At 72.0% G+C, this 24,339-nt stretch carries 23 protein-coding genes and 1 pseudogene; 18 read left to right on the top strand and 6 right to left on the bottom strand.

Annotation, left to right across the window (positions count from 1 at the left end; translation table 11 throughout):
• Window positions 1-210 precede the first annotated feature (210 nt).
• The 4 genes from ACFY9S_RS04570 (at window position 211) to ACFY9S_RS04555 (ending at window position 5,425) form a co-directional block, all read left to right on the top strand.
• Window positions 211-834: an FCD domain-containing protein gene (locus ACFY9S_RS04570; protein ID WP_391122783.1), complete on the top strand. Its 624-nt coding sequence runs from the start codon at window positions 211-213 to the stop codon at window positions 832-834.
• Between the two features lie 267 nt (window positions 835-1,101).
• Window positions 1,102-3,804, top strand: coding sequence for a pyruvate dehydrogenase (acetyl-transferring), homodimeric type (gene aceE / locus ACFY9S_RS04565; RefSeq protein WP_391122780.1), 2,703 nt, complete (start codon window positions 1,102-1,104; stop codon window positions 3,802-3,804).
• 59 nt (window positions 3,805-3,863) lie between these two features.
• Window positions 3,864-4,850, top strand: coding sequence for a WYL domain-containing protein (locus tag ACFY9S_RS04560; RefSeq protein WP_391122777.1), 987 nt, complete (start codon window positions 3,864-3,866; stop codon window positions 4,848-4,850).
• Window positions 4,851-4,906: 56 nt separating this feature from the next.
• Complete coding sequence (locus ACFY9S_RS04555) at window positions 4,907-5,425, top strand: DUF4240 domain-containing protein (RefSeq protein ID WP_391122969.1); 519 nt, start codon at window positions 4,907-4,909, stop codon at window positions 5,423-5,425.
• A gap of 76 nt (window positions 5,426-5,501) precedes the next feature.
• Here the strand turns inward: ACFY9S_RS04555 and ACFY9S_RS04550 are convergent, their stop codons facing one another.
• Window positions 5,502-6,365, bottom strand: coding sequence for an N-acetylmuramoyl-L-alanine amidase (locus ACFY9S_RS04550; protein ID WP_391122774.1), 864 nt, complete (start codon window positions 6,363-6,365; stop codon window positions 5,502-5,504).
• Window positions 6,366-6,556: 191 nt separating this feature from the next.
• Between ACFY9S_RS04550 and ACFY9S_RS04545 the strand changes: the two genes are divergently transcribed.
• Window positions 6,557-7,741: a MarP family serine protease gene (locus ACFY9S_RS04545; protein ID WP_391122771.1), complete on the top strand. Its 1,185-nt coding sequence runs from the start codon at window positions 6,557-6,559 to the stop codon at window positions 7,739-7,741.
• Window positions 7,742-7,973: 232 nt separating this feature from the next.
• Here ACFY9S_RS04545 and ACFY9S_RS04540 read toward each other — a convergent pair whose 3' ends face one another.
• Window positions 7,974-8,471 (bottom strand): GNAT family N-acetyltransferase, encoded by a 498-nt coding sequence (locus ACFY9S_RS04540; RefSeq protein ID WP_391122768.1) that lies wholly within the window; start codon window positions 8,469-8,471, stop codon window positions 7,974-7,976.
• 72 nt (window positions 8,472-8,543) lie between these two features.
• Between ACFY9S_RS04540 and ACFY9S_RS04535 the strand changes: the two genes are divergently transcribed.
• Both ACFY9S_RS04535 and ACFY9S_RS04530 read left to right on the top strand, forming a co-directional pair.
• Window positions 8,544-9,446, top strand: a complete 903-nt coding sequence (locus ACFY9S_RS04535) for a TIGR01777 family oxidoreductase (protein WP_391122765.1) — start codon at window positions 8,544-8,546, stop codon at window positions 9,444-9,446.
• A gap of 284 nt (window positions 9,447-9,730) precedes the next feature.
• Window positions 9,731-11,137 carry an FAD-dependent oxidoreductase gene (locus tag ACFY9S_RS04530; protein WP_391122762.1) on the top strand — a complete coding sequence of 469 codons (1,407 nt, stop codon included), beginning with the start codon at window positions 9,731-9,733 and terminating at the stop codon, window positions 11,135-11,137.
• A gap of 88 nt (window positions 11,138-11,225) precedes the next feature.
• On the opposite strand, the gene ACFY9S_RS04525 is transcribed toward ACFY9S_RS04530, so the two are convergent.
• Window positions 11,226-12,704: a regulator gene (locus tag ACFY9S_RS04525; protein ID WP_391122759.1), complete on the bottom strand. Its 1,479-nt coding sequence runs from the start codon at window positions 12,702-12,704 to the stop codon at window positions 11,226-11,228.
• Between the two features lie 238 nt (window positions 12,705-12,942).
• Between ACFY9S_RS04525 and lipB the strand changes: the two genes are divergently transcribed.
• From lipB to ACFY9S_RS04505, 4 genes are all read left to right on the top strand, one after another.
• Window positions 12,943-13,743 carry a lipoyl(octanoyl) transferase LipB gene (gene lipB / locus ACFY9S_RS04520; protein WP_391122757.1) on the top strand — a complete coding sequence of 267 codons (801 nt, stop codon included), beginning with the start codon at window positions 12,943-12,945 and terminating at the stop codon, window positions 13,741-13,743.
• A gap of 103 nt (window positions 13,744-13,846) precedes the next feature.
• Window positions 13,847-14,836, top strand: a complete 990-nt coding sequence (gene lipA, locus ACFY9S_RS04515; RefSeq protein ID WP_391122754.1) for a lipoyl synthase — start codon at window positions 13,847-13,849, stop codon at window positions 14,834-14,836.
• Window positions 14,837-15,098: 262 nt separating this feature from the next.
• Window positions 15,099-15,302 carry a hypothetical protein gene (locus ACFY9S_RS04510; RefSeq protein ID WP_391122751.1) on the top strand — a complete coding sequence of 68 codons (204 nt, stop codon included), beginning with the start codon at window positions 15,099-15,101 and terminating at the stop codon, window positions 15,300-15,302.
• Window positions 15,303-15,392: 90 nt separating this feature from the next.
• A complete protein-coding gene (locus ACFY9S_RS04505) occupies window positions 15,393-16,094 on the top strand; it encodes a DUF4191 family protein (RefSeq protein ID WP_391122748.1) in 702 nt (233 codons plus the stop codon).
• A 78-nt stretch (window positions 16,095-16,172) separates the two neighbouring features.
• Here ACFY9S_RS04505 and ACFY9S_RS04500 read toward each other — a convergent pair whose 3' ends face one another.
• Window positions 16,173-16,640: an RDD family protein gene (locus ACFY9S_RS04500; protein ID WP_102911509.1), complete on the bottom strand. Its 468-nt coding sequence runs from the start codon at window positions 16,638-16,640 to the stop codon at window positions 16,173-16,175.
• Window positions 16,641-16,850: 210 nt separating this feature from the next.
• On the opposite strand from ACFY9S_RS04500, the gene glnA reads away from it, so the two are divergent.
• The 7 genes from glnA (at window position 16,851) to ACFY9S_RS04465 (ending at window position 23,572) form a co-directional block, all read left to right on the top strand.
• A complete protein-coding gene (gene glnA / locus ACFY9S_RS04495; protein ID WP_391122744.1) occupies window positions 16,851-18,260 on the top strand; it encodes a type I glutamate--ammonia ligase in 1,410 nt (469 codons plus the stop codon).
• Window positions 18,261-18,370: 110 nt separating this feature from the next.
• Window positions 18,371-18,637 carry a hypothetical protein gene (locus tag ACFY9S_RS04490; protein ID WP_391122741.1) on the top strand — a complete coding sequence of 89 codons (267 nt, stop codon included), beginning with the start codon at window positions 18,371-18,373 and terminating at the stop codon, window positions 18,635-18,637.
• Between the two features lie 26 nt (window positions 18,638-18,663).
• Complete coding sequence (locus tag ACFY9S_RS04485) at window positions 18,664-19,035, top strand: signal peptidase I (RefSeq protein ID WP_391122739.1); 372 nt, start codon at window positions 18,664-18,666, stop codon at window positions 19,033-19,035.
• A 98-nt stretch (window positions 19,036-19,133) separates the two neighbouring features.
• Complete coding sequence (gene htpX / locus ACFY9S_RS04480; protein WP_391122736.1) at window positions 19,134-20,048, top strand: zinc metalloprotease HtpX; 915 nt, start codon at window positions 19,134-19,136, stop codon at window positions 20,046-20,048.
• Window positions 20,049-20,055: 7 nt separating this feature from the next.
• Window positions 20,056-20,640: a hypothetical protein gene (locus ACFY9S_RS04475; RefSeq protein WP_391122733.1), complete on the top strand. Its 585-nt coding sequence runs from the start codon at window positions 20,056-20,058 to the stop codon at window positions 20,638-20,640.
• 41 nt (window positions 20,641-20,681) lie between these two features.
• Entirely contained in the window at window positions 20,682-22,304 is a 1,623-nt protein-coding gene (locus ACFY9S_RS04470; RefSeq protein ID WP_391122730.1) for an alpha/beta fold hydrolase, read from the top strand.
• An 83-nt stretch (window positions 22,305-22,387) separates the two neighbouring features.
• The gene (locus ACFY9S_RS04465) at window positions 22,388-23,572 is read left to right on the top strand and encodes a DNA glycosylase AlkZ-like family protein (RefSeq protein WP_391122727.1); all 1,185 of its coding nucleotides are present in this window, start codon (window positions 22,388-22,390) and stop codon (window positions 23,570-23,572) included.
• 58 nt (window positions 23,573-23,630) lie between these two features.
• Here the strand turns inward: ACFY9S_RS04465 and ACFY9S_RS04460 are convergent.
• Both ACFY9S_RS04460 and ACFY9S_RS04455 read right to left on the bottom strand, forming a co-directional pair.
• A pseudogene (locus tag ACFY9S_RS04460) lies at window positions 23,631-23,747 on the bottom strand (ATP-dependent DNA ligase); the annotation flags it as partial.
• A 249-nt stretch (window positions 23,748-23,996) separates the two neighbouring features.
• Window positions 23,997-24,311 (bottom strand): hypothetical protein, encoded by a 315-nt coding sequence (locus ACFY9S_RS04455; protein ID WP_033312582.1) that lies wholly within the window; start codon window positions 24,309-24,311, stop codon window positions 23,997-23,999.
• Window positions 24,312-24,339: the final 28 nt, after the last annotated feature.

The raw sequence follows: 24,339 nt of genomic DNA, 5'->3' as shown, positions 1-24,339 counted from the left end.
CGGGGCACCGTCGTATCCAGGGGCGCGGGGCTGTGTCGATGTGCGGCTCCGCCGCGTGGGCATGACGGGCCGCGACGGCGCCGCAGCCCACAACCACCCCGCACCCCCGTGTAAGTCTCGTCTCACCTGCGCCAGAGCGCCCCCAGCCACCTCACCCGCGGAGCGAACCGGCCGTATTGTCTAAACGTCAATCCCGTCTAAGGAGCCCTCATGACCGCGCCCGTCATCCACTCGCTCCGCGAGCAGATCCGCGAGCACATCCTGGAGGGGATCATCAGCGGACGCTGGCAGCCGGGCGAGCGGATCGTGGAGCGCCGGATCGCTACCGAGCTGGAGGTCAGCCAGACCCCGGTCCGCGAGGCCCTGCGCGAGCTGGAGTCGCTGCGCCTGATCGAGTCCGCTCCGAACAAGGGCGTGCGCGTCCGCAACCTCACGGCCGCCGACCTGGAGGAGAGTTACCCGGTCCGGGCCGGTCTGGAGGCCATCGCCGCGGAGCTGGCCGCCCAGGGCCTCGCGGAGGACTGCTCGGCACTGGAACCCCACGTCAGCGCCCTGTACGAGGCCGACCGCAGCTCCGACGGCACGGCTCAGGTCCGCCACACCGTCGCCTTCCACCGCGAACTCGTGCGTGCCGCGGGCAATTCCGTCCTGCTGCACACCTGGGAAGGCCTCGGCATCGAGGTGTTCACGGCCCTGTCGATCCGCTGGCTGGGCACCCGGCAGCAGTCGTACGCGGAGGAGCACGAGGAGCTCGTCGCCGCGTTCAAGCGCCGCGACCCCCGCATCGCAGAACTCGTGAAGGCCCACGTCCTGGGTTGTGCGCCCCGGGCGTGACACCCGAGCACACCCTCGCTCATACGCCTCCGACCTGCGGAAACCGCTCACACGCCAGTCACCGCGTGCCATGGCCTGAGGCACCCCGTGCCTATTTTCTCGTGATCAAGAGGTTTTGCCGCTCAACCCTTTGATCGATCATCGATCAGCGGGTTACAGTCACCGACGGGCTTGCCACCCAAGCCCCAGCCCTGTCCTGCCAAAGACAAAGGGCACCCCCGATCCCCTTACGTGAGGGAACCCCCTTCGACTGAGGAAGGCGGCGACATGACCGACCCCAACGCCATCCAGCCGAGCGCGCTCGACCAGCTCCCCGACCGGGACCCGGAGGAGACCGCCGAATGGCAGGCCTCGCTGGACGCGGTCGCCAAGGCGGCCGGGCCGCACCGTGCCGCGTACCTGATGCGCCGCACGCTGGAGCGCGCCGAGGGCGCCGGCATCGCGCTGCCGAAGCTCCTGGAGACGGACTACGTCAACTCCATCCCCACCGCCGCCGAGCCGGCCGTGCCCGGTGACGAGGCGATGGAACAGCGGATCACCGCGTGGAACCGCTGGAACGCGGCCGCGATGGTCACCCGGGGCAGCAAGTACGGCGTCGGCGGCCACATCGCCACCTTCGCCTCCGCCGCCTGGCTGTACGAGACCGGCTTCAACCACTTCTTCAAGGGCAAGGAGGACGACGGCTCCGGAGACCAGCTCTACATCCAGGGCCACGCCTCCCCCGGCATCTACGCCCGCGCGTTCCTCGACGGCCGTCTGAACGAGGAGCAGCTCGACAACTTCCGCCGCGAGTCGGGCGGCAACGGCCTGCCCTCGTACCCGCACCCGCGCCGCCTGCCCTGGCTGTGGGAGTTCCCGACCGTCTCCATGGGTCTGGGCCCGCTCTCCGCCATCTACCAGGCGCGCTTCAACCGCTACCTCACCAACCGCGCCATCAAGGACACCTCCGCCTCGCACGTGTGGGCGTTCCTCGGCGACGGCGAGATGGACGAGCCCGAGTCGACGGCTGCCCTGGCGCTGGCGGCCCGTGAGGAGCTGGACAACCTCACGTTCGTCATCAACTGCAACCTGCAGCGCCTCGACGGCCCGGTCCGCGCCAACTTCAAGATCGTGCAGGAGCTGGAGGCCCAGTTCCGCGGCGCCGGCTGGAACGTGATCAAGACGCTGTGGGGCACGGCCTGGGACGAGCTGTTCCGGCTCGACACCACGGGCGCGCTCGTACGCCGTCTGCGACAGGTACCGGACGCGCAGATCCAGACGTACCAGACCCGCGACGCGGCCTACATCCGCCAGGACTTCTTCGGCGGCGACCCGGCGCTCGTGGAGATGGCGAAGCTGCTGAGCGACGACAAGATCCTGGAGTGCTTCCACCTCTCGCGCGGTGGTCACGAGTCGCGCAAGGTGTTCGCCGCGTACAAGGCGGCCGTCGAGCACAAGGGCGCGCCGACCGTGATCCTGGCCCAGACGGTCAAGGGCCACACCCTGGGCGAGGGCTTCGCGTCGAAGAACGCCAACCACCAGATGAAGAAGCTCTCGGTGGACGAGTTCAAGAACATGCGCGACCTGCTCGAGCTGCCGATCAAGGACAGCGACTTCGTCGACGGCGTGGTCCCCTACGGCCACCCGGGCGCCGACTCCCCCGAGGTCCGTTACCTCCAGGAGCGGCGTGCCGCCCTCGGCGGTCCGGCCCCGGCCCGCCGCGTGCACCCGGTCGCGCCGCTGCCCGCCCCGGCGGAAAAGGCGTTCGCGTCCTTCGACAAGGGCTCCGGTGCGCAGAACGTGGCCACCACCATGGCGTTCGTCCGCCTGGTCAAGGACCTGGTCCGCGACAAGGAGACCGGCAAGCGCTGGGTGCCGATCGTCCCGGACGAGGCGCGCACCTTCGGTATGGAGAGCCTCTTCCCGTCCCTGGGCATCTACTCGCCCAAGGGCCAGACGTACGAGCCGGTCGACCGCGACCAGCTGATGTACTACAAGGAGGCCAAGAACGGTCAGATCCTCAACGAGGGGATCACCGAGGCCGGTTCGATGGCCGACTTCATCGCCGCTTCGACGTCGTACGCGACGCACGGCGAGGCGATGATCCCGTTCTACATCTTCTACTCGATGTTCGGCTGGCAGCGTACGGCCGACCAGATGTGGCAGCTCGGCGACCAGCTCGGCCGCGGCTTCCTCGTCGGCGCCACGGCCGGCCGTACGACGCTGACGGGCGAGGGCCTGCAGCACGCCGACGGCCACTCCCCCGTGATCGCGGCGACGAACCCGGCGGCGCTGTCGTACGACCCGGCGTTCGCCTACGAGGTCGCGGTGATCGTCAAGGAGGGTCTGCGCCGCATGTACGGCGATGCGGCTCCGGGCGAGGACCAGAACGTCTTCTACTACCTGACCGTCTACAACGAGCCGATGCCACAGCCGGCGAAGCCGTCCGTCGACGCGATCGACGAGGGCATCGTCAAGGGCCTGTACCGCTTCAACACGGCGGAGTCGGCGGGCATCACGCCTGAGGCCAACGCCCCGCGGATCCAGCTGCTCGGCTCCGGTACGGCGATCCACTGGGCGCTCAAGGCGCAGGCGCTGCTCGCCGAGGAGTGGGGCGTGGCGGCCGACGTGTGGTCGGCGACGTCCTGGAGCGAGCTGCGCCGGGACGCCCTGGAGGCGGACGAGGCCGGCTTGCGCGGCGAGGAGCGGGTGCCGTTCGTGCGGCAGGCGCTCCAGGGGGCCGAGGGCCCGGTGCTGGCGGTCTCCGACTACATGCGCCAGGTCCCGGACCAGATCGCGCAGTGGGTCGAGCAGGACTGGTCCTCGCTGGGCGCCGACGGCTTCGGCCTGTCGGACACCCGTGAGGCGGCCCGCCGCCACTTCGGGGTCGACGCCGAGTCGATCGTCGTCGCGGCCCTGGCCCAGCTCGCCAAGCGCGGCGAGGTCAAGGCGACGGCCGTGAAGGAAGCGCGCGCGAAGTACGGTCTGTGAGAACGGACCGGTGACGGGCAGGCCCTCGCTTCGGCGGGGGCCTGCTGCATGATGTGGCCATGCGTGCTGCCCGGCTGATCAAGATGGTGCTGCTGCTCCAGTCCCGGCCCTCCATGACCGCCGCCGAACTGGCCCGTGAGCTGGAGGTGTCGGAGCGGACGGTCACCCGGGACGCGCAGGCGCTGTCGGAGGCGGGCGTGCCGGTGTACGCGGACCGGGGCAGGGCCGGTGGCTACCGGCTGGTAGGCGGGTACCGGACGCGGCTCACCGGGCTGCACCGCGGCGAGGCCGAGGCGCTGTTCCTGTCCGGGGTGCCGGGGGCGCTGCGCGAGATGGGGCTGGAGGACGCGGCCTCGGCGGCTCAGCTGAAGGTGTCGGCGGCGCTGCTGCCGTCCCTCAGGGACGCTTCCAGGACGGCCGCCCAGCGGTTCCACCTGGACGCGCCGAACTGGTTCAAGGAGCCGAGGACGCCGGAGCTGCTGCCCGCGGTCGCCGACGCGGTGTGGGACGACCGGCGGATCAGTGCCCGCTACCGGCGCGGGGAGGACGAGGTCGTCCGGGAGCTCGAGCCGTACGGGCTCGTACTGAAGGCGGGCGTCTGGTACCTGTGCGCGCGGGTGGCCCGGGGCGGGTCCTTCCGGGTGTACCGGATCGACCGGTTCACGGCGGTGGACGCGGACGGTGAGCGCTTCGATCGGGAGCCCGATTTCGACCTGCCCGCGTTCTGGGAGGAGCGGGCGGAGCAGTTCGCGCGGTCCATCCTGCGGGCGCGGGTCGTGGTGCGGCTGTCCCCCGCCGGTGTGCGCGCACTGCCGTACGCCCTGGATGCGCTGACCGCCCGGGAGGCCCTGGCGGACGCGGGCGCCCCGGACGAGGGCGGCTGGGTGACGGTGGACCTCCCGGTGGAGTCCGAGGAGGTCGCCCACACCCAGCTGGCGGCACTGGGCCCGGAGGCGGAGGTGCTGGAGCCCGCGAGTCTGCGCGAGCGGTTCGCCGCCGACGCGGCGCGGCTGGCCCGGCTCTACCGGCCCGGGTCCGGCGCATAACGATCCCGCGCACTCCGGGTGCGTCCCTGTGCCCCAGGGCCGATGCTGGACCCGTGATGGACGAGACGGAGTTCTGGGAGCTGGTGGACGACACCCGGGAGGCCGCCGAGGGCGACCCGGAGGAGCAGGCCGACCTGCTCGTGGAGCGGCTCACGCAGAAGGACCCGGACTCGGTCCTGGACTTCGCCCGGCACTTCGAGTCCCGCTACAACCGTGCCTACCGCTGGGACCTGTGGGGCGCCGCCTGGGTGCTGCTCGACGGGGCGAGCGACGACGCCTTCGACTTCTTCCGGTGCTGGCTGATCGGCCAGGGCCGCCATGTCTTCGAGGGCGCCGTGCACGACCCGGACTCCCTCGCCGAGCTGCTGGACGACTTCGACGAGGAGATCGACGGCGACGGCGAGGAGCTCGGCTACGCGGCGGACGAGGCCTACGAACAGCTCACCGGGGTGGTCGCCCCCGATCCGGGGATCGCGCCGGCGCCCCCCGAGCCGGAGGGCACACCGCTCGACTTCGAGAACGAGGGGCTGCTCGCCGAGCGCTATCCCCGGCTGTGGGAGCGCTTCAGGGGCTGATCAGGCGATCCGCCGGCTGCTGGTGACGTGCGCGTGGGTCCGCTCGGCCTGCGTCGCGTCGGCAGGGGGCCGGATCTCAGGGCGCCGCGCGTTCGCTGTGGTCTCGCTGTGGACCGTCCGGCCGGCCCTGGAGACGGGCCGCGAGCTGTCTGATCTCGGGCAGGCGGGCGTGCAGGGCGGCGCCCGGGCAGCTGGTCATGTAGCCGTCGTTGTGGCCCGCGAGGGCGGGCAGTCGCGCGGTGGAGCCGGCCGCGTACCGGCTCAGGCCGTTGCTGGAGACGAGGCGGACGTCCCCGCGCGGGTCGGTGCCGGTCAGGCCCAGCTTCCAGGCGGACAGCGCGGCGATCGCACGGATCAGGGGCCGCGGGACGGGCATGCCCTCGGTGAAGGTGCCGAGGGCGGCGATGCCCGCGGTGCGGTGGTTGAAGCCCTGGGTGTGGGCGCCGGTGACGGCGCGCTCCACGCCCCCGGCGCGGCCTTCGTAGATGGTGCCGCAGCGGTCGACGACGAAGTTGTAGCCGATGTCGTCCCAGTCGCGGGTGCCGGTCTGGCCGGTGTAGAGGTCGCGGATGATGCGGGGCGCGTCGGCGCAGTCGTAGCCGTTGGGCGAGTCGGTGTGGTGGACGAAGACGGCGGCGACCCGGTCGTCGTAGCGCGGGCGGGGCTGCGCGCGGGCGGCGTCACCCAGCCAGTGCGCTCTCGGCACGACGGTGGGGCGCGGGGCGCTGTAGGGCGTGGCTTCGGAGCGGGGCGGGGCGGCGCGGGAGCCGGACTCGGCGGCGTTCTCGACGCCGTGGGCGCACAGCACCAGCGCCACGACGGCGGCGACGCCCGGCAGGCAGCCGAGCAGGACCCGGGCCGCGCGCGGCAGACCGGCTGTGCCGGGTGTCCCGTCGGCGGGGTGCCTGCCTGCGCCACGCCGTCTTCGCCAGACACGCATGCTCCCACTGTCGGCCTGATCCGGTCCGTCCGCGATGTGTGATGTGCCACCTGGTGGAACCATCGTCACGGTCCGCGACGTTTTTCCGAGTGCACGTCCGCGTGGCCGATTCCGATCATCGCGTGCGCGTGTGACTGATCACCGGGCCCTCCCCCCGCGTATTAAGGGGTTCCGAGAGAAAGGCGGCGTGCGTGGACCTGCTCGACATCCTGCTGTTGCTGGTCGTTCTGGCCTACGCGGCGTCCGGGTACCGGCGCGGGCTGGTGGCCGGCTGTGTGTCGCTGGCGGGCTTCGTGGGCGGTGCGGTCGTCGGCGTGTGGGCCCTGCCGTGGGTGATGGACCTGGTGGAGCCGGGCACGACGCGGGCGACGGTGGCGGCGGTGTTCACGGTGCTGCTCCCGGCGGTGGTGGGGCACGAACTGGCGGGGCGCCTCGCGCTGCGGCTGCGGCGGGAGCTGGACCGGGGGCCGCTCAGAGTGGCGGACGGGATCGGCGGGGCCGTGGCCAACGCGGTGGCCGTGCTGATCGTGGCGTGGGTGGCCGCGAGCGTCCTGGGCGCGTCCTCGTCGCCGCTGGTCACCTCGGCCATCCGGGACTCGCGGCTGCTCGGCGCCGTGCAGCGGACGATGCCGGACACGACACCGGCCTGGTTCTCGGGGGCCACGTCCGCGCTGACGCAGGCGGGCTTCCCGCAGGTCTTCAACCCCTTCGAGAACGAGTCGACGGCCGAGGTCGCCAAGCCCACCGGCGACAGTGTCACGGCAGCCGCCACCGAGGCCGCCAAGCGCAGCACGGTGAAGGTCGAGGGCGTCGCCGGCACGCAGGGCCGCGAGGGCAGCGGGTTCGTCTACGCGCGCGAGCACGTGATGACCAACGCCCATGTGGTGGCGGGCATCGACGAGCCGACCGTGCAGATCGGCGGGGTCGGGCGGGCGTACGAGGCGCGGGTGGTCCTCTTCGACCCGCAGAAGGACGTGGCCGTGCTGTACGTGCCGGGTCTGAAGGCACCCGTGCTGCGCTTCGACGACGACGCCGGGCGCGGCGACTCGGCGGTGGTGGCGGGCTATCCGGAGGACGGCGACCTGAACCTCCAGGCGGCGACGGTCGCGAACCGGGTGCGGGCGACGGGCCAGAACATCTACAACGACGGGACGGCCACCCGGGAGATCTACTCGATCCGCTCCACGGTCCGCCCGGGCAACTCCGGCGGCCCGCTGCTCACCACGGACGGCCGGGTGTTCGGCGTGGTCTTCGCCCGCTCCACCACGGACGCCGAGACGGGCTACGTCCTGACGGCGGACGAGGTCGCCTCCGACGCGCGCGACGCCGCCGGTGCGACGGCGCCGGTGGACACGGGCGAGCTGGCCGCGTCGTAGGGCCTTGTCGTTCGGATCAGGTCGCAGGAAATCGGCGGATCCTCTCAACACCGGTGAGCGGTGCCTGGCGCGTGCAGCTGCGAGGCGGAGGAGGGCGGCGGCGCGATGGGGGTCCCTCCCGCGCGAGCGCCGCCGAGCGTGAGAGAGCCGGCAACCGACGACAACGCCGCAGATGCGCGTGCCAGGCCCCGCGTCTGCGGGCTGGTCCAAACGACAGGCCCCTGGCTCCGGCTCACAGGAAGCGCCCCATGAACACGTCGTCGACGTACGCCCCGCCGAGCAGGAACTCCTCGCGCAGGATCCCCTCGACCGCGAACCCCTCGGCCTCGTAGAGCGCCCGGGCCGGGGTGTTGTGCCCGAGGACCCGCAAGGTGATGCGGCGGGCGCCGCACCGGCGGGCCTCGTCGACGGCGGCCCGGACCAGTGCCCGCCCGACCCCCAGGCCGCGCGCGTCCTCGGCGACGGCGAGGCCCTGGATCTGGCGGACGTGCCGGTTCGCGTCGAGCGGAGTGGGGAAACCGAGGTGGACATAGCCCGCGAGACGGCCGCCGAGCTCGGCGACGAGGCAGTCCTCGGGGGTGTGCCGCTCGCTGAAGAAGGGGGCGTAGGGCGGCTGCGGCTCGGGCGTCACCGCGTGCCGGTGTGACCAGGTGAGCCGGTCGAGCAGGGCCAGCTCGCCGTCGTCTTCGGGCCGGGCGGTGCGGATGTGCGGTGCGCGGAGCTCGGGCATGGGCGTCACCCTACGGCGGGTGGATCAAGACCTTGCGGGGGTTTTCGCGGAGCCGCACGGCAGGATGGGTTCATGGAGCGTTCGAGAATCGCGGTGGCGGGTGCGTCCGGTCTCATCGGCGGTGCTCTGGTGCGGTCCCTGACCGCCGACGGACACGAGGTGCGCCGCCTGGTGCGCGGCACGGCCCGGGCGGCCGGAGAGATCCGCTGGGACCCCGAGGGCGGGCGGGTGGACGCGGCCGGGCTCGCCGGGTGCCACGCGGTGGTCAATCTGGCGGGGGCCGGCGTCGGCGACCGGCGCTGGACGGACGCCTACAAGCAGCGGATCCGCGACAGCCGCGTGAAGGGCACGGCGGCCCTCGCCGGTGCGGTGGCCTCGCTGGACGCGAAGGAACGGCCGCGGGTCTTCGTCAACGGCAGTGCCATCGGCTACTACGGCGAGACCGGTGAGCGGACGGCCGACGAGAGCGCGCCCGCGGGAGAGGGGTTCCTGCCCGCTCTGTGCGTGGAGTGGGAGGGAGCCACCGCACCCGCCCAGGAGGCCGGTGTCCGCACGGTGTTCACCAGGACCGGTCTTGTCGTGTCCCGCGAGGGCGGCGCCTGGGGCCGGCTGTTCCCGCTGTTCCGGGCGGGGGCCGGCGGGCGGATGGGCGACGGGAGGCAGTACTGGTCGTTCGTCGCGCTGCACGACGAGGTCGCCGCGATCCGGCACCTGATCGACACCGACGGTCTGTCCGGGCCGTTCAACGTCACCGCCCCGAACCCCGTGACGAACCGTGAGATCACGGCGGCGATGGGACGGGTGCTGCACCGCCCCACGCTGTTCCCGGTGCCCGCGGCCGTCCTGCGGACGGTGCTCGGCGAGATGGCCGGGGACGTCCTCGGCAGCGCCCGGGTGCTGCCGGCGCGGCTGCTGGAGTCGGGCTTCCGGTTCGCCTTCCCGGAGATCGAGGGAGCGATCCGGGCGGCGCTGTGACGGCTCCCCGACCTGCCGGGCCGGACCTCGGTGGGCGCGGACCGGCCGTCTGACCGGGATCCGACCGGCCTTTCCGAGACAGCTCGTTCGCGCCGCACACCAGCCTCCTGCGACCACTTGATGCCCACCAGGCGTCCGTATGCGACCGCCGTGCGACCGTGCCCTGCCGATGCGCGACTCCCGCTGACCGATCACGGTCCTACCCTCGACCAGAACTCGCGTATCCCTGCGGCCTGTTGAGGGCATGACGTCTCCAGCGCCCGCGCAACCTCGAGGAGGGGCACGTGCTTGAGCCCGCGTACCAGGCGGACGTGGTCGTCGTGGGGGCCGGGGTCGCCGGACTCTCGGCCGCACGCCGGCTGACCAGCGCAGGAGTGACGACCATGGTCCTGGAGGCCGCCCACGGGGTCGGCGGCCGCATGGCGACGGAGAAGGTCGACGGCTTCCGGCTCGACCGGATCGGCCAGTTGCTGTCCACGGCGTATCCGGAACTGCGGCTGACACCCGGTCTCGACGGGCTGGTGCTGCGGCCCTTCGCGCCCGGAGTCCTGCTGCACGGTGACGGACGCCACCACCGCGCCCTTGTCCAGCCGGGCGCAGGGGGCGCACGGGGCGCACTGCACGCGGTACGCGCGCTGGCGAGTGCTCCCCGGCCGCCGTCCGCACCGAGGCCGCCCAGGAGGCCGGTGGCCGTGCCCGGCCGGCAGGTGTCCGTGCCCCGGAGCCGGTCCGGCGCCCCGCTCGGCACGGCCGTCGACCAGGCCCGGCTGGGTGCGGCCCTGTCCCGGCTGGCGGGGACCCCGGCCGAACGGTTGCTGTCCCGGCCGGAGTTGCCCGCCGGTGAGGCTCTGGCGGCGCGCGGGCTGCCCGCCCGTACGATCGACGGTTTCCTGCGTCCGTTGCTCGCCGCGCTGCTGTGCGACCCGGGCCTGACGACGTCCAGCCGGTGCGCGGACCTCGCGCTGCGCGCCTTCGCCCGGGGCCGGCTGTGTCTGCCGGAGGGTGGTGCCGACGCCCTGCCGGAGCTGCTGGCGCGCACCCTTCCGCCGGGCGCGGTGCACACCGGCGTCCGCGTCACCTCGGTGTCGACGACCTCGGTGACCACCGCGGAGCACGGTGAGATCCGGTGCCGGGCGGTCCTGGTGGCGACGGGCGCGCGGGCAGCCGCGGAGCTGCTGCCGGGGTTGCGGGTGCCGCAGTTCCATCCGGTGACGGTGGTGCACCACACGACCGACGAACCGCCGGGCACGGGTGCGTCGCTGCTCCTCGACGCGGATCTCGGCGGACCGGTCGCGCACACGGCGGTGGTCAGTCACGTCGATCCGTCCCGGGCGCCCGCGGGGCGGGCGCTGGTGTCGTCGACGGTGCCGGGACGGCCGCCGGGCGACGTCGACACCGCGGTGCGGATGCACCTGGCGCGGCTGTACGGGGTGTCGACGGCCCGCTGGGAGACGCTGGCCGTGCACCATACGGCCGAGGCCGTGCCCGCGATGCGGCCGCCACATGATCTGCGGCGGCCGGTGCGGCTGCTCGCGGGCCTGTACGTGTGCGGGGATCACCGGGACACCAGTACCGTTCAGGGCGCTCTGCACTCCGGGCATCGGGCTTCGGCGGCGATTCTGGCGGACCTGGGGGCCGGGCGCTCCCTGCATGTTGCGGACCCCTTGCCCACGGTGCCGCGGGCCGCGTAGGCGGGCTGCCGGGTGCGGGAGCGCTGTGGTTGCTCGTGCCCACGCGGCGGAGCCGCACATCGACAGAGCCCCGCGCCCCTGAGGTACCTCACCCAAGGGCCGCTACCTTGTCGCGGTAACCGCGCACCGGCGCCGCGTCCTTGTACGGCTCCAGTCGTCGTTCGAAGTCCCGTACGTACTCCACCGCCCTCACCGAGCGCATCTCAGCGGCCTGGCCGGCGGCCTCCGCGGCCAGCTGGCAGGCCTGGTCCAGTTCGCCGAGGCCCAGGCGGGCGGTGGCGAGGACCACGCGGCAGAAGAGGCGGCTGCGGGCGTAGGAGGGAGCCCTCAGCTGGAGTGAGCGTTCCGCGTGCTGGGCGGCGGCGCGGAACTGTTGCAGGTCGCGGTGGCAGTGGCCGAACTCGTCGGCGAGCTGGGCCTCGTCGAAGAACCTCGCCCAGTGCGGGACGTCGTCCCCGGGCCGGGCCGTCTCCAGCGCGCGTTCGGCACGGACCAGGGCCGCGGTGCAGGCCCGGACCTCTCCGAGCACTCCGTGCCCGCGCGCCTCGGAGGCGTGCAGCAGGGCCTGGACGACGGGCGGTCCCGAGGTGCCGACGCCCTGCTGCGCCACCCGGGCGAGCTGGACGGCTTCCCGCCCGTGCCCGAGGTAGACGGCCTGGCGGCTCATGGTGACCAGCACGTACGCCCCGTACGTCCGGTCCGCGGCCGCCTGGGCGAGCCGCAGCGCCTGCACGAAGTAGCGCTGGGCGAGTCCGTGCGCGGCGATGTCGTACGACGTCCAGCCCGCGAGCCGGGTCAGGTCCGCGGCGGCCGCGAACAGCCGGCGGCCGGTCTGCTCGCCGTAGGTGCCGCGCAGCATGGGCTCGCACTCGTGCTCCAGGTAGCGCACGAGGGCCTGGCGGGCGTGACCGCCGCCGTAGGCGTCGTCGAGGGTGCGGAACAGCTCGCCGACCGAGCGCAGGGCGGCGATGTCACCGGCGGTGACCTTCTGGCCGGGGCCGCGCTCGGCCTGGCCGCGCTGGCGGGGCAGGGACGGCACGCCCTGCTCGGTCGCGGCAGCGGGGCGCAGGGGCGGGCGGCCCTGGACCGGGATGCGGGCGGCGGCCGGCTCGCCCCGGGCGACCTTCTCGTCGGCCCGGCCGATCAGCCAGTCGCGGCTGGGCACCACGAGCCCCGCCGGGGTGAAGGCGATCTTGCGGAGCTCGGCGTGGCTGCCGGAGTCCTTGCGCCACAGCCCGCTGACGATGTCGACGGCCTCCTCGGGGCCGGCTGCGAACTCCAGCCCCGCGTAGACCGGGGCGCAGGCGTCCAGACCGAGGTCCTGGGCGGTGAGGCGGCGCCCGAGGCGCCGGGTGAAGACCTCGGCGATCAGGGCGGGCGTGGTGCCCCTGGGCTGCTGACCGCGCAGCCACCGGGTGACGGAGGTCTTGTCGTATCTCAGATCAAGCCCGTGTTCGAGACCGAGCTGGTCCACGCGACGGGCGAGTCCCGCGTTGGAGAACCCCGCTTCTGCGATGAGCGCGGCGAGCTGTCGGTTGGGGGTGCGCTGCGCGGGTCGTTCCGTCATGGTGCGGTGCGGTCTCCTGCCTTCCGGTGTCGGTGACGTGCCGGATTGCCTGTGAGCAGGCCTTTTGGCTTGCTGGACGGCGCGAATGTAGCGGAGAGTAAGCACCCCATCACACATTTTCCCGGACATTCATCCGATCGTGTGAGGATTGACCCCGGGACTGACGTGTCCGGGCCGGACGTACAGTGGCTTGGGCGCGCTACGTGCCTGATACACCCGTCCGAGGGAGGCGCTTGCCGTGAGTGGGTTGCGGTTCGTCCGCATGGGGTTCGGTGACGAGGCCGTCGAGTACCAGGAGGCGTGGGACGAGCAGCGCCGGGTGCACGCGGCGCGCTTCGCCGACGAGATCCCCGACACCGTACTGCTCCTGGAGCACCCGCCGGTCTACACGGCCGGACGGCGCACGACGGACGACGAGCGGCCCCTCGACGGCACGCCCGTCATCGACGTCGACCGGGGCGGCAAGATCACCTGGCACGGCCCCGGCCAGCTGGTGGGCTACCCGATCCAGAAGCTCCCGCGCCCGGTGGACGTCGTGGCGCACGTCCGGCGCCTGGAAGAGGCCCTGATCCGCGCCTGCGCGGAGTTCGGCCTGGAGACCAGCCGGGTCGAGGGCCGCAGCGGCGTGTGGATCCTGGGCGACCCCGTCGAGCAGCGCCCCGCGCTCGGCGGACTGTCGCTGGACTTCGACCCCCGGCTGCACGACGAGGAGTTCGACCCGCGGATGAACGGCCCGGAGTACGCGCCGTCCAACGCCGGCCAGCGCCGGGAGGACCGCAAGATCGCCGCGATCGGCATCCGCGTCGCCAAGGGCGTCACCATGCACGGCTTCGCGCTCAACGTGAACCCCGACAACAAGTGGTTCGACCGCATCATTCCGTGCGGCATCCGGGACGCGGGCGTCGCCTCGCTGGCCGGTGAGCTCGGCCGGGACGTGACGATCGAGGAGGTCCTGCCGGTCGTCGAGCGGCATCTGCGGGAGGTCCTGGAGACCGCGGAGCCGAAGCCCAGGAAGATCGAGACGACGCCGGCGGCATAAATCGGCCCGCGCAGGAGCTACAGGGGTCAGTGCCCACGCAGGCTTTCAAATCAACGGGCGTACGCTTGAGGACGCCGAAGAATCAATCGCTAGGGAGCCGGTCGTGTCCGCAGTCGCACCCGACGGACGCAAGATGCTGCGCCTGGAGGTCCGCAACAGCCAGACCCCCATCGAGCGCAAGCCCGAGTGGATCAAGACCCGGGCGAAAATGGGTCCCGAGTACACCGCGATGCAGAAGCTCGTGAAGAGCGAGGGCCTGCACACGGTCTGCCAGGAAGCCGGCTGCCCGAACATCTACGAATGCTGGGAGGACCGCGAGGCGACCTTCCTGATCGGCGGCGACCAGTGCACCCGGCGCTGTGACTTCTGCCAGATCGACACCGGCAAGCCCGAGGCGCTCGACCGTGACGAGCCCCGCCGGGTCGGCGAGTCCGTGGTCACGATGGACCTCAACTACGCCACCATCACCGGCGTCGCCCGCGACGACCTGGAGGACGGCGGCGCCTGGCTGTACGCCGAGACCGTGCGCCAGATCCACCAGCAGACCGCCGGACGCGAAGCGGGCCGCACCAAGGTCGAGCTGCTCGCCCCGGACTTCAACGCGGTCCCGGAACAGCTGGAGGAGGTCTTCTCCTCCCGGCCCGAGGTCTTCGCGCACAACGTCGAGACGGTCCCGCGGATCTTCAAGCGCATCCGCCCCGGCTTCCGCTACGAGCGCTCCCTGAAGGTCATCACCGAGGCGCGCGACTACGGCCTGGTCACCAAGTCGAACCTCATCCTCGGCATGGGCGAGACCCGCGAGGAGGTCAGCGACGCGCTGAAGCAGCTGCACGAGGCGGGCTGCGAGCTGGTCACCATCACGCAGTACCTGCGACCCTCGGTGCGCCACCACCCGGTCGAGCGCTGGGTGAAGCCGCACGAGTTCGTGGAGCTGAAGGAGGAGGCCGAGCAGATCGGCTTCTCCGGCGTGATGTCCGGGCCGCTGGTGCGCTCCTCGTACCGCGCCGGACGGCTCTACGGGATGGCCATGGAGCAGCGTCATTCGGCCGCTCCGCGGCGGGAGGACGGGCACGTCGCGGCTCCGGCCGTCTGACGAACCGTCACCACCTCTGCCCACCAAGGGGCGGGACAAGCGTGTGAATTCGCGCACAAGAGACTACTCGCCGGTAGTGACCGATTCGACGCGGTTCTGACGGTCCTCGCAGATGAGGGCACATGTCAGGACCGCGTCGGCGTTCCACCACTCCCCGCCAGGGCTTCATGGGTGTTTGACCGGCCGGTCACGCCCTGGTAACACCAATCAGTGACGCTGAACTCACAGCACGTACACCCGCACCCGAGGGGGGACCTCACCCATGCAGGCCGCGCCGCCCGTCCGCGCCACCGCCATCCCGTCCTTCACGACCGCACTGCGTGCCGTCGAGTCGCTGCTGATGAGCAGCGGTCAGCGCACCGCCCGCCGCAACGCCTGGACCTCCGTGCTGGAGGACCGCCGTCGCGCCAAGGACCGGGTCGAGACGCAGCGCGTCATCGAGCAGTCCCTGTCGGTCCGTCACTGACCGTCCGCCCCTGACCCCCGCCCCTCCCCCCGAGGGCCCATGCGGGCACTGCCGTCGTCGGCGCTTGTGGGGGCACGTAGACTTCGGGGCATGGCGAGGAAGGAACCTGCAGCGGACGCTGCGAACCCCGGGCGACTGAAGCAGATCGCTCTGACCTACAAGATGACCCGCAAGGCCGACAAGAAGATCGGCCTTGTACTCGCGGCAGTCGGAATCGTCACCTTCGGTGTCTTCCTCGCGATCGGCTTCCTGATCGGTCACCCCATCTATCTCGGCATCCTGGGCCTCCTGCTCGCCTTCCTCGCGTCGGCGATCGTGTTCGGGCGCCGGGCCGAGCGGGCCGCCTTCGGGCAGATGGAGGGACAGCCCGGCGCCGCGGCGGCGGTGCTCGACAACATCGGCCGAGGCTGGACGACGACCCCCGCGGTGGCGATGAACCGCAATCAGGACGTGGTGCACCGCGCGGTCGGCAAGGCCGGCATCGTGCTGGTCGCCGAGGGCAACCCGAACCGGGTGAAGACCCTGCTGGCCGCCGAGAAGCGGAAGATGAACCGCATCGTCGCGGACGTCCCCGTGCACGACCTGGTCGTGGGCACGGGCGAGGGCCAGGTCGAGCTGAAGAAGCTGCGGACGACCATGCTGAAGCTCCCGCGCGTACTGACCGGCCCGCAGGTCACGGCCACCAACGACCGGCTGCGCGCCCTCGGTGACCTGATGAGCAACATGCCGCTGCCGAAGGGGCCGATGCCGAAGGGCATGCGGCTGCCGAAGGGCGGGCCGAAGACTCGCTGACACCCCGCACACGACATGAACGAGGGGCGCCCGGATCACCCCGGGCGCCCCTCGTTCATGTCTTCGTGCCGGTTCGGGTCAGATGCGGACCTCGACCGTGCCGGCCAGCCGGTCGTGCAGGCCGCGGCCGTCGCGGTCCCAGATCAGGGCGGGGATCGCGAGGAAGAGCAGGACGGTGCGCAGCGCGCCGCGCCACGGGCTGACCCGGCCGGTGTCCAGGGCGAGCACCCGCAGGCCGAGCAGGCGCTTGCCCGGGGTGAAGCCGACCGTACCGACCGTGAGGACCATCAGCCCGAACATGATGAGCGGCGCCCAGATCTGGGCCGCCTCGTTGTAGCTCTGCGTGATGAGACCGTATGCGATCAGGAGGCACAGGCCCCAGTCGACCGCGAGGGCGCCGAGCCGGCGGCCCGGGCGGGCGATCGAACCGGGTCCCTCCTCGGGCAGACCGAGCTGCTCGCCCCGGTATCCGAAGTCGACACCGGCCTCTTCCGCGGCCGCGCGGGGCCCGGAAAGCCACGATCCGAGTGCTTGCCTGTTGTCCACCCGTCCACGGTACTGCGCCCGTAAATGACCAGGGCACGGCGGGGTGTGTCCGGGCTACGGTGGTGGGTGAGCCGGTTAACTTGTGCGAAACAAATGAGTCACGCCAGAGAAACCACGCGTCCCTAGGGTCGAGGTCAGCGTGTGCCACCCGCACTGGCCGCACGAACGAACTACCACCCCGGCGGGACGGTCGGGAGTAGGAGGAGCTGGATGTTCCAGAACGCCGACGAGGCCAAGAAGTACATCGCGGACGAGGACGTCAAGTTCATCGACGTCCGCTTCTGCGACCTGCCGGGCGTGATGCAGCACTTCACGATCCCTGCCGAGGCCTTCGACCCGGCCGAGGAGCTCGCCTTCGACGGCTCCTCGATCCGCGGCTTCCAGGCCATCCACGAGTCCGACATGGCGCTCCGCGCGGACCTGTCGACCGCCCGGGTCGACCCGTTCCGCCGCGACAAGACCGTCAACATCAACTTCTTCATCCACGACCCGATCACGGGCGAGCAGTACTCCCGTGACCCGCGCAACGTGGCGAAGAAGGCCGAGGCCTACCTCGCGTCCACCGGTATCGCGGACACCGCGTACTTCGGCCCCGAGGCCGAGTTCTACGTCTTCGACTCGGTCCGCTTCTCCACCTCGGCGAACGAGAGCTTCTACCACATCGACTCCGAGGCCGGCGCCTGGAACACCGGTGCGATCGAGAACAACCGTGGTTACAAGGTCCGCTACAAGGGCGGCTACTTCCCGACCCCGCCGGTCGACCACTTCGCCGACCTGCGTGCCGAGATCTCCCTCCAGCTGGCCGCCTCCGGCCTCCAGGTCGAGCGCCAGCACCACGAGGTGGGCACCGCCGGCCAGGCGGAGATCAACTACAAGTTCAACACGCTGCTCGCCGCGGCCGACGACCTCCAGCTCTTCAAGTACATCGTGAAGAACGTGGCCTGGCAGAACGGCAAGACTGCGACCTTCATGCCGAAGCCGATCTTCGGTGACAACGGCTCGGGCATGCACGTCCACCAGTCGCTGTGGACCGGCGGCCAGCCGCTCTTCTACGACGAGGCCGGCTACGCGGGTCTGTCCGACACCGCCCGCTACTACATCGGCGGCATCCTCAAGCACGCCCCGTCGCTGCTGGCCTTCACCAACCCGACGGTGAACTCCTACCACCGTCTGGTCCCGGGCTTCGAGGCGCCGATCAACCTGGTGTACTCGCAGCGCAACCGCTCCGCGGCCATGCGTATCCCGATCACGGGCTCCAACCCGAAGGCAAAGCGCGTCGAGTTCCGCGCGCCCGACTCCTCCGGCAACCCGTACCTCGCCTTCTCGGCCCTCCTCCTCGCGGGCCTCGACGGCATCAAGAACAAGATCGAGCCGGCCGAGCCGATCGACAAGGACCTCTACGAGCTGGCTCCCGAGGAGCACGCGAGCGTCGCGCAGGTGCCGACCTCCCTCCCGGCCGTCCTTGACCGCCTGGAGGCCGACCACGAGTTCCTGCTCCAGGGTGACGTGTTCACCCCGGACCTGATCGAGACGTGGATCGACTACAAGCGCACGAACGAGATCGCGCCGCTGCAGCTGCGTCCGCACCCGCACGAGTTCGAGCTGTACTTCGACGTGTGATCGACGCCTGGTCCAGGCATTGACGCCCGCGCCCCCGCTGTTGTTCCGACAGCGGGGGCGCGGGCGTTTGTTCTATTCTTGGGTCAGGACCACACGGGGGTGGAGCAGACATGCCGGAGCACGAACAGGACGACCAGCAGCGGGAGTTCGACCTCAGATGGGCTGACGGAGCCGAGCACAAGGAGCCCTCGGCCCGGGCCCGTATGCTCGCCGCCCGCTGGAAGCACAACCCGCCCGGGCCCGTGCCGTTCCGGGCCGGCCCGGAGTACGCCGGCTCCCGCCGCCGCTCCTCGTGGATCTCGACCGCGGTGGTGCTGGGCTGCGTGGCGGCGGTGATCGTGCTGCTCGGGTACATCAACTTCCGCGCTCCCTACTAGCTCGGCGGCTGCTAGCGTCCGGCGCCGTGGACGACAGCGTGTATGTGGGCAACGCGGGCCAGGACGCCACTCTGGACCGGGGGTGGCTCCTCGGGCACTTCAAGGACGCCGGGGATCCGCGCCACAGCGAGGCGGTGGAGGTCAAGTGGGGTGTGCACCCGCGCGGCGACGAGCGCTCGCGGTGGGTGCGCGGTGAGGAACGGACAGCGCTCCTGGTCCTGATCAGCGGGCGATTCCGGGTCGCGCTGCCCGGGCGCAGCGTGCTGCTGGAGCGGCAGGGGGACTACGTCGTGTGGGGGCGTGGCGTCGATCACTCGTGGCGTGCGGAGGAGGAGTCGGTCGTGCTGACGGTGCGGTGGCCGTCGGTGCCCGGCTACGCGGTGACCGCCGACGGCTGACGGCCTTTGCCGGTCCCGGGGGCGATCACGACCCGCTCATGGGGAGCACCGGGTGCACACTGGCGGTGGGACGAGTGCGTGACTGCGGGGTGATGCAGATGCACAGCCGCTTCCGGAGAGATCGGCGGTTGACCACCCGAATGGGGATCACGCTGTTCCTGCTCGGGTTGTTGTACGTAGGGTTCGTCGCCGCGTTGATCGTGCTGCTGAGATCGTGGGTGCTGGTCGTGGTGATCGCGGCGGCGCTGCTCGGCGCTCAGTACTGGTTCTCCGACCGGATCGCGCTGTACGCCATGCGCGGGCGGGTCGTGCGGCGGGAGGAGTATCCCGAGCTGTACGCGGTGATCGACCGGCTGTGCGCCCTGGCCGACATGCCGGGGCCGGTGGTCGCCGTGTCCGAGATGGACATGCCGAACGCGTTCGCGACGGGGCGGAATCCCGATCATGCGGTGGTGTGTGTGACGACCGGGTTGCTGCGGCGGCTGGAGCCGGCCGAGCTGGAGGGCGTGCTCGCGCACGAGCTGTCGCACGTGGCGCACAAGGACGTCGCCGTGATCACCGTCGCGTCGTTCCTCGGGGTGCTCGCGGGGCTGATCGTGCGGTTCGCCTTTTACTCGCAGCTGTTCGGCGGGGGCCGACGGGACCAGAACACGGCTGCGGTCTTCGCCGCCGTGATGGGTGTCTCGGCGGCCGTCTACGCGATCAGCTTCCTGCTGATCCGGGCCCTGTCCCGGTACCGGGAACTGGCCGCGGACCGGGCCGCCGCGCTGCTCACCGGCCGGCCCTCGGCACTTGCCTCCGCCCTCACCAAGGTGTCGGGGGACATCGCCCGCATCCCGACGAAGGACCTGCGCACGGCCCAGGCCTTCAACGCCTTCTACTTCTCGCCGGCGCTGGGCCGCGAGCCCGGCATCGCACGGCTCTTCTCGACCCACCCGAGCCTGGAGCAGCGGCTCGACCAGCTGGGCTGGATCTCCGCCGAGCTGGGCGAGGCGGCCCCCGGAGGGATGTGACCGACGCATGGGACTGCTGGACATCCTGCTCGGCCGGACGAAACCGGTCGGGGCGGATCTCGACCGGCTCTTCGCGCTGCCCTCGGCGGCCGTGACGCTGGAGGCCGCCACGGGCTTCACGCCGACCGGGCACGGCGCGGTGTGCTTCGCCACCGTCGAGGGCGCGGCCTTCGAGCAGTCCCACCGCGAGGTGCAGGCCCTGCTGGACGCGGACACCGACCGCGGCGGCCCGCCGGTGGAGCTGCGGCAGGACGACTACGGCTATTCCTGGCTCGTCTCGCGCCGCTCCCCCGGCCAACTCTCCGCGCTCGTGAACGACCTGCACGCCGTGAACAGCCAGCTGGAGGCCAACGGGTTCGGGCCCCAACTGCTGTGCTCCCTGGCTGGGTTCGAGGACCGCTCCGGCCGGCGGCTCGCGCTGGTCTACCTCTACAAGCGCGGCACGTTCTACCCCTTCGCCCCCCTGCCGGACGCCACGCAGCGGCGTGACAACCCACTCGAACTCCAGGTGCGGGCCGCACTCTCCGGCGATCTGCGCCTGGAGCCGGACCTGAGCCGCTGGTTCCCGGTGTGGGGGGCGCCGGGGCTGTGAACGCCCCTCATTGGCCGGGGACGGCGTGAGTGAATGGCCGTATGAGTGAGCTGATCCCTTTCACCCACGTCGTCGGCGGCGAACGGCTCAGCGGGCTGATCACCGGCGGCGGTGAGCCGGCCCGGGCCACGGTCGTCGTGCTGCACGGCGCGGGCAACGGAAACAAGGCGCGGCTGATACCGCTGCTGGCGGAGTTCGCCGCGCACGGCTGTCACGCCCTCGCCTTCGACTTCTCGGGGCACGGGGAGAGCACCGGCCTGCTGCGGGAGCTGAGCCTGAGCCGCCGCTTCGAACAGGCCGTCTCCGTCATCGACGCCCACGCGCGCGTGGACGCGCCGCTGGTGCTGGCCGGGTTCAGCATGAGCGGCCAGACGGTCGCGGATCTCGTACGGCACTACGGGGAGCGGGTGGCTGCCCTGGGGCTGTGCGCGCCGGCGGTGTACGCGGCCGAGGCGTGGGACGTGCCGTTCGGCGCCGGTGACGGGCGGTTCAGCGAGATCATCCGCACGCCCGGGAGTTGGCGCGCCGCCCCCGCGCTCGACGTCCTGCGTGCTTTCGAGGGACGGGCGATGCTCGTGACGCCGGGCACGGACGAGGTCATCCCGCCCGCCGTGACGGAGGCGTTCTCCGAGGCGCTGGCCCGTCGCTCCCAGTTCACCCACCGGGAACTCCCGGACGCTGGGCACCGGTTGGGCCTGTGGTTCCGTGATCACCCCGACGACCGGCGGGAGTTCGTCACCGCCGTCCTGACCGGACTCGGCGAACAGGGCTGGACGGCGACCCGCGCATGGGTGGCCAAGCAGCTCCCGGTGGGCCGGACGATCGAGAAGTCGGCCTTTGTGACCGGTGGCTGGAGCGCCCAGATGCGGCGGCTCACCCTCGACGACGGCACCGAGCTGGCGCTGCGGACCTTCGTGAAGCCGTTCTTCCGGCGGCACGCGCCCGGGCTGCTGGCCCGCGAGGCGGAGATCCTCACACTGCTGGCGGAGCAGGAGGAGGTACCGGCCGCCGAGCTGATCGGTGTCGACGCGACCGGCGAGCACTGCGACCATCCGTCCCTGCTGATGTCCGTGCTGCCGGGGCGGGTCCGGGTCGACGAGGATGAACTCGGCCCGCGGCTGGACCTGCTGGCGGGTCAGCTGGCCCGGATCCACCGGATCGTTCCCCGGGAGCGTCCGCGTGCGTACCAGGCGTGGACCTCTCCGGCGGCGGTCCCTACGGGGTGGGAGCGGGCCGTGGACGTCATCCGCCGCGATCCGCCGCCGTATGACGGCTGTTTCCTGCACCGGGACTTCCACCCCGGGAACGTCCTGTTCACGGGTTCGGGGGCCGGTCTGCGGGTCGGTGGTGTCGTCGACTGGGTGGAGACCTCGTGGGGACCCGCCGATCTGGACGTCGCCCACTGCTCGACGGCCCTCGCGCTGCTGCACGGACCCGAGTACGGCCTCGGTTTCCGTGAACGCTACGAGGCCCTGGGCGGGCGGCGCCTGGCCGACGGCCCGGAGCATCTGTACTGGCGGCTGCTCGATGCCCTGGCCTACGTGCCCGACGCGGCGAAGCTGGCGGGGCCGTGGCGGGAGCTGGGCCGGACCGATCTGACGCCGCGGATGGTGGGCGAGCGCCTGGAGGCCTATGTGGAGGGGCTGATGGAGCGGTACGCCTGAGGCGGCGGGCCGGTCGGGGCTGACTGTCAGTGGTGTCCGCGATGATGCGGTCGGGGCAGGGGACGCGACGAGTGGAGGCCGGCATGGGTGCACAGCGGTACATCGGCGCGGATGAGCGGCGGGCCCGGCTCGCGCTGCGCCAGCAACTGGCCGGGCGGGCCAGGGCGGGCACGCCCGAGGAAGTCGCCGGTGCCCTGGTCGCGCTGCACGGCACGGACCCGGCGACGGTGTACCTGGCCGTGGGCGCCCGGCTCACGGACCCCGCCCGGACCGTCGAGGAGATGGGGAGGGCCTTGTACGAGGACCGTTCCCTGGTGCGGATGCACGGCATGCGGCACACGGTGTTCGTGTTCCCCACCGCTCTGACCGCCGTGGTGCACGCCTCGACGGGTCTCGCGGTCGCCGCCCGGGAGAGGGCCGCGCTGCTCAAGCACATGGCGGCGGCCGGGGCGCCGGACGCTGCCTGGCTGAAGGAGGTCGAGGAGTCGGCGCTGGCGGCGCTCGCCCGGCGCGGGCAGGCGACGGCAGCCGAACTCGCCCAGGACGAACCGCGCCTGCGCGAGCAGTTCGTGTACGCGGCCGGCAAGAGCTACGAGGGGATCCACACCGTCTCGACCCGGCTGCTGAGGGTGCTGGGCGTCGAGGGGAAGGTCGTACGGGGCCGGCCGCTCGGCTCCTGGACATCCAGCCAGTTCCGCTGGGCCGTGGCGCCCGAGCATGCCGGTCTGGAAACGGCCGAGGCGCAGGCGGAGCTCCTGAGACGGTGGCTGGCCGCGTGCGGCCCCGCCACCGAGACCGACCTGAAGTGGTGGACGGGGTGGCGCGTGACGGAGGTCCGCAGGGCCCTGTCCGCGATCGGCGCGGAGCCGGTGGCGCTGGACGAGGGCACGGGGTATGTGGCCGCGGGCGACGCCGAACCGGTCATCGGAGCCGAGGAGCCCTGGGCCGCGCTGCTGCCCGCCCTGGACCCGACGGCGATGGGGTGGCAGCAGCGCGACTGGTATCTCGCGCCGGAGCTGCGGCCCCGGCTGTTCGACCGCAGCGGCAACGTCGGGCCGACGGTGTGGTGGGACGGGCGGGTGGTCGGCGGCTGGGCCCAGCGGCCCGACGGGGAGATCACCTGGCGGATCCTCGACGAGGAGGGCATCGGTCGGGAGGCACTCGCGGCGATCGGGTCGGAGGCGGAGCGGCTCAGCGGGTGGGTGGGGACGACCAGGATCACGCCGCGCTTCCGCACGCCGCTGGAGAAGGAGCTGGCGCAGGGCTGAGCGGCGGCGGCACGTCCGAGCACCGGTCGACCGACCGACGTCCGGGACGGGCGGCGGGCCTCCCCCGCCCGGGCACGATCACGTGCGGCCCGTGCGAGCCGGTGGTCATCAGCGCCGAGGGCAGGTCGAGCTCGTCGAGCAGCTCCCCTGACCGGGCCCCGCGGGCCTCCCGCACGTGACCAACTCCAGGCCTTCTTCCCGCGCCTCCCGCACGTGACGCACGCCAGGGCTTCCTGCGTGCGTTCGGTCCCCATCCCGGGCCAGGGCCTCCCTCCGCGCCTCCCGCCCCTCACGCGCGCAGGGGCTTGCCGCCTCCTCCGGTGACGTGCCCCCCCCGGCTCGCGCCGCCTCGGCGGCCCGGACGGCATGAACGAGCGCCGGACGCCCCGTCGTTCGGGGCGCCCGGCGCTCGAAGCGGAGCGGCTCAGCGGGCGTACCGCATGAACGCCCGCACCATGTGGCACGTCGTGTCCGACGGCGGGTGGACTCCGATCTGCTCCGCCGTGTCGCGGATCGTCTCGTTGCGGGCCTGGTTCGGCATGTAGACGCCCGAGTCGAGCAGGGCGATGGCGAGGCGCATCGCCTTGAGGCGGCGGTTGTGCGTCACGTACCACTGGCGGGGCCGGCCCGGCGGCAGCGGTCGCTTCTCCACGGGCGCGTACGGCAGGTCGAGCAGGACGGGACGCTTCGCGGTGGACTGGGTGGGCAACGGCTTCGACTTCAGGGCGGCAGCGGGCACAGGCATCCTCCTGTCGCGGTCGGGCGGC

Origin of the sequence: Streptomyces sp. NPDC012474 (assembly GCF_042955185.1) — a bacterium.
Classification (GTDB): Bacteria; Actinomycetota; Actinomycetes; order Streptomycetales; family Streptomycetaceae; genus Streptomyces; species Streptomyces cahuitamycinicus.
Note: the sequence above shows the minus strand (reverse complement) of the source record. Positions and strands in the feature narration are given on the sequence as shown.

Excerpts from the sequence above, each read along its gene's own strand:
- ACFY9S_RS04570 (WP_391122783.1), top strand. The coding sequence starts at position 211 with ATGACCGCGCCCGTCATCCACTCGCTCCGCGAGCAGATCCGCGAGCAC.
- aceE (WP_391122780.1), top strand. The coding sequence starts at position 1,102 with ATGACCGACCCCAACGCCATCCAGCCGAGCGCGCTCGACCAGCTCCCC.
- ACFY9S_RS04560 (WP_391122777.1), top strand. The coding sequence starts at position 3,864 with ATGCGTGCTGCCCGGCTGATCAAGATGGTGCTGCTGCTCCAGTCCCGG.
- ACFY9S_RS04555 (WP_391122969.1), top strand. The coding sequence starts at position 4,907 with ATGGACGAGACGGAGTTCTGGGAGCTGGTGGACGACACCCGGGAGGCC.
- ACFY9S_RS04550 (WP_391122774.1), bottom strand. The coding sequence starts at position 6,365 with ATGCGTGTCTGGCGAAGACGGCGTGGCGCAGGCAGGCACCCCGCCGAC.
- ACFY9S_RS04540 (WP_391122768.1), bottom strand. The coding sequence starts at position 8,471 with ATGCCCGAGCTCCGCGCACCGCACATCCGCACCGCCCGGCCCGAAGAC.
- ACFY9S_RS04535 (WP_391122765.1), top strand. The coding sequence starts at position 8,544 with ATGGAGCGTTCGAGAATCGCGGTGGCGGGTGCGTCCGGTCTCATCGGC.
- ACFY9S_RS04525 (WP_391122759.1), bottom strand. The coding sequence starts at position 12,704 with ATGACGGAACGACCCGCGCAGCGCACCCCCAACCGACAGCTCGCCGCG.
- ACFY9S_RS04510 (WP_391122751.1), top strand. The coding sequence starts at position 15,099 with ATGCAGGCCGCGCCGCCCGTCCGCGCCACCGCCATCCCGTCCTTCACG.
- ACFY9S_RS04505 (WP_391122748.1), top strand. The coding sequence starts at position 15,393 with ATGGCGAGGAAGGAACCTGCAGCGGACGCTGCGAACCCCGGGCGACTG.
- glnA (WP_391122744.1), top strand. The coding sequence starts at position 16,851 with ATGTTCCAGAACGCCGACGAGGCCAAGAAGTACATCGCGGACGAGGAC.
- ACFY9S_RS04490 (WP_391122741.1), top strand. The coding sequence starts at position 18,371 with ATGCCGGAGCACGAACAGGACGACCAGCAGCGGGAGTTCGACCTCAGA.
- htpX (WP_391122736.1), top strand. The coding sequence starts at position 19,134 with ATGCACAGCCGCTTCCGGAGAGATCGGCGGTTGACCACCCGAATGGGG.
- ACFY9S_RS04475 (WP_391122733.1), top strand. The coding sequence starts at position 20,056 with ATGGGACTGCTGGACATCCTGCTCGGCCGGACGAAACCGGTCGGGGCG.
- ACFY9S_RS04470 (WP_391122730.1), top strand. The coding sequence starts at position 20,682 with ATGAGTGAGCTGATCCCTTTCACCCACGTCGTCGGCGGCGAACGGCTC.
- ACFY9S_RS04465 (WP_391122727.1), top strand. The coding sequence starts at position 22,388 with ATGGGTGCACAGCGGTACATCGGCGCGGATGAGCGGCGGGCCCGGCTC.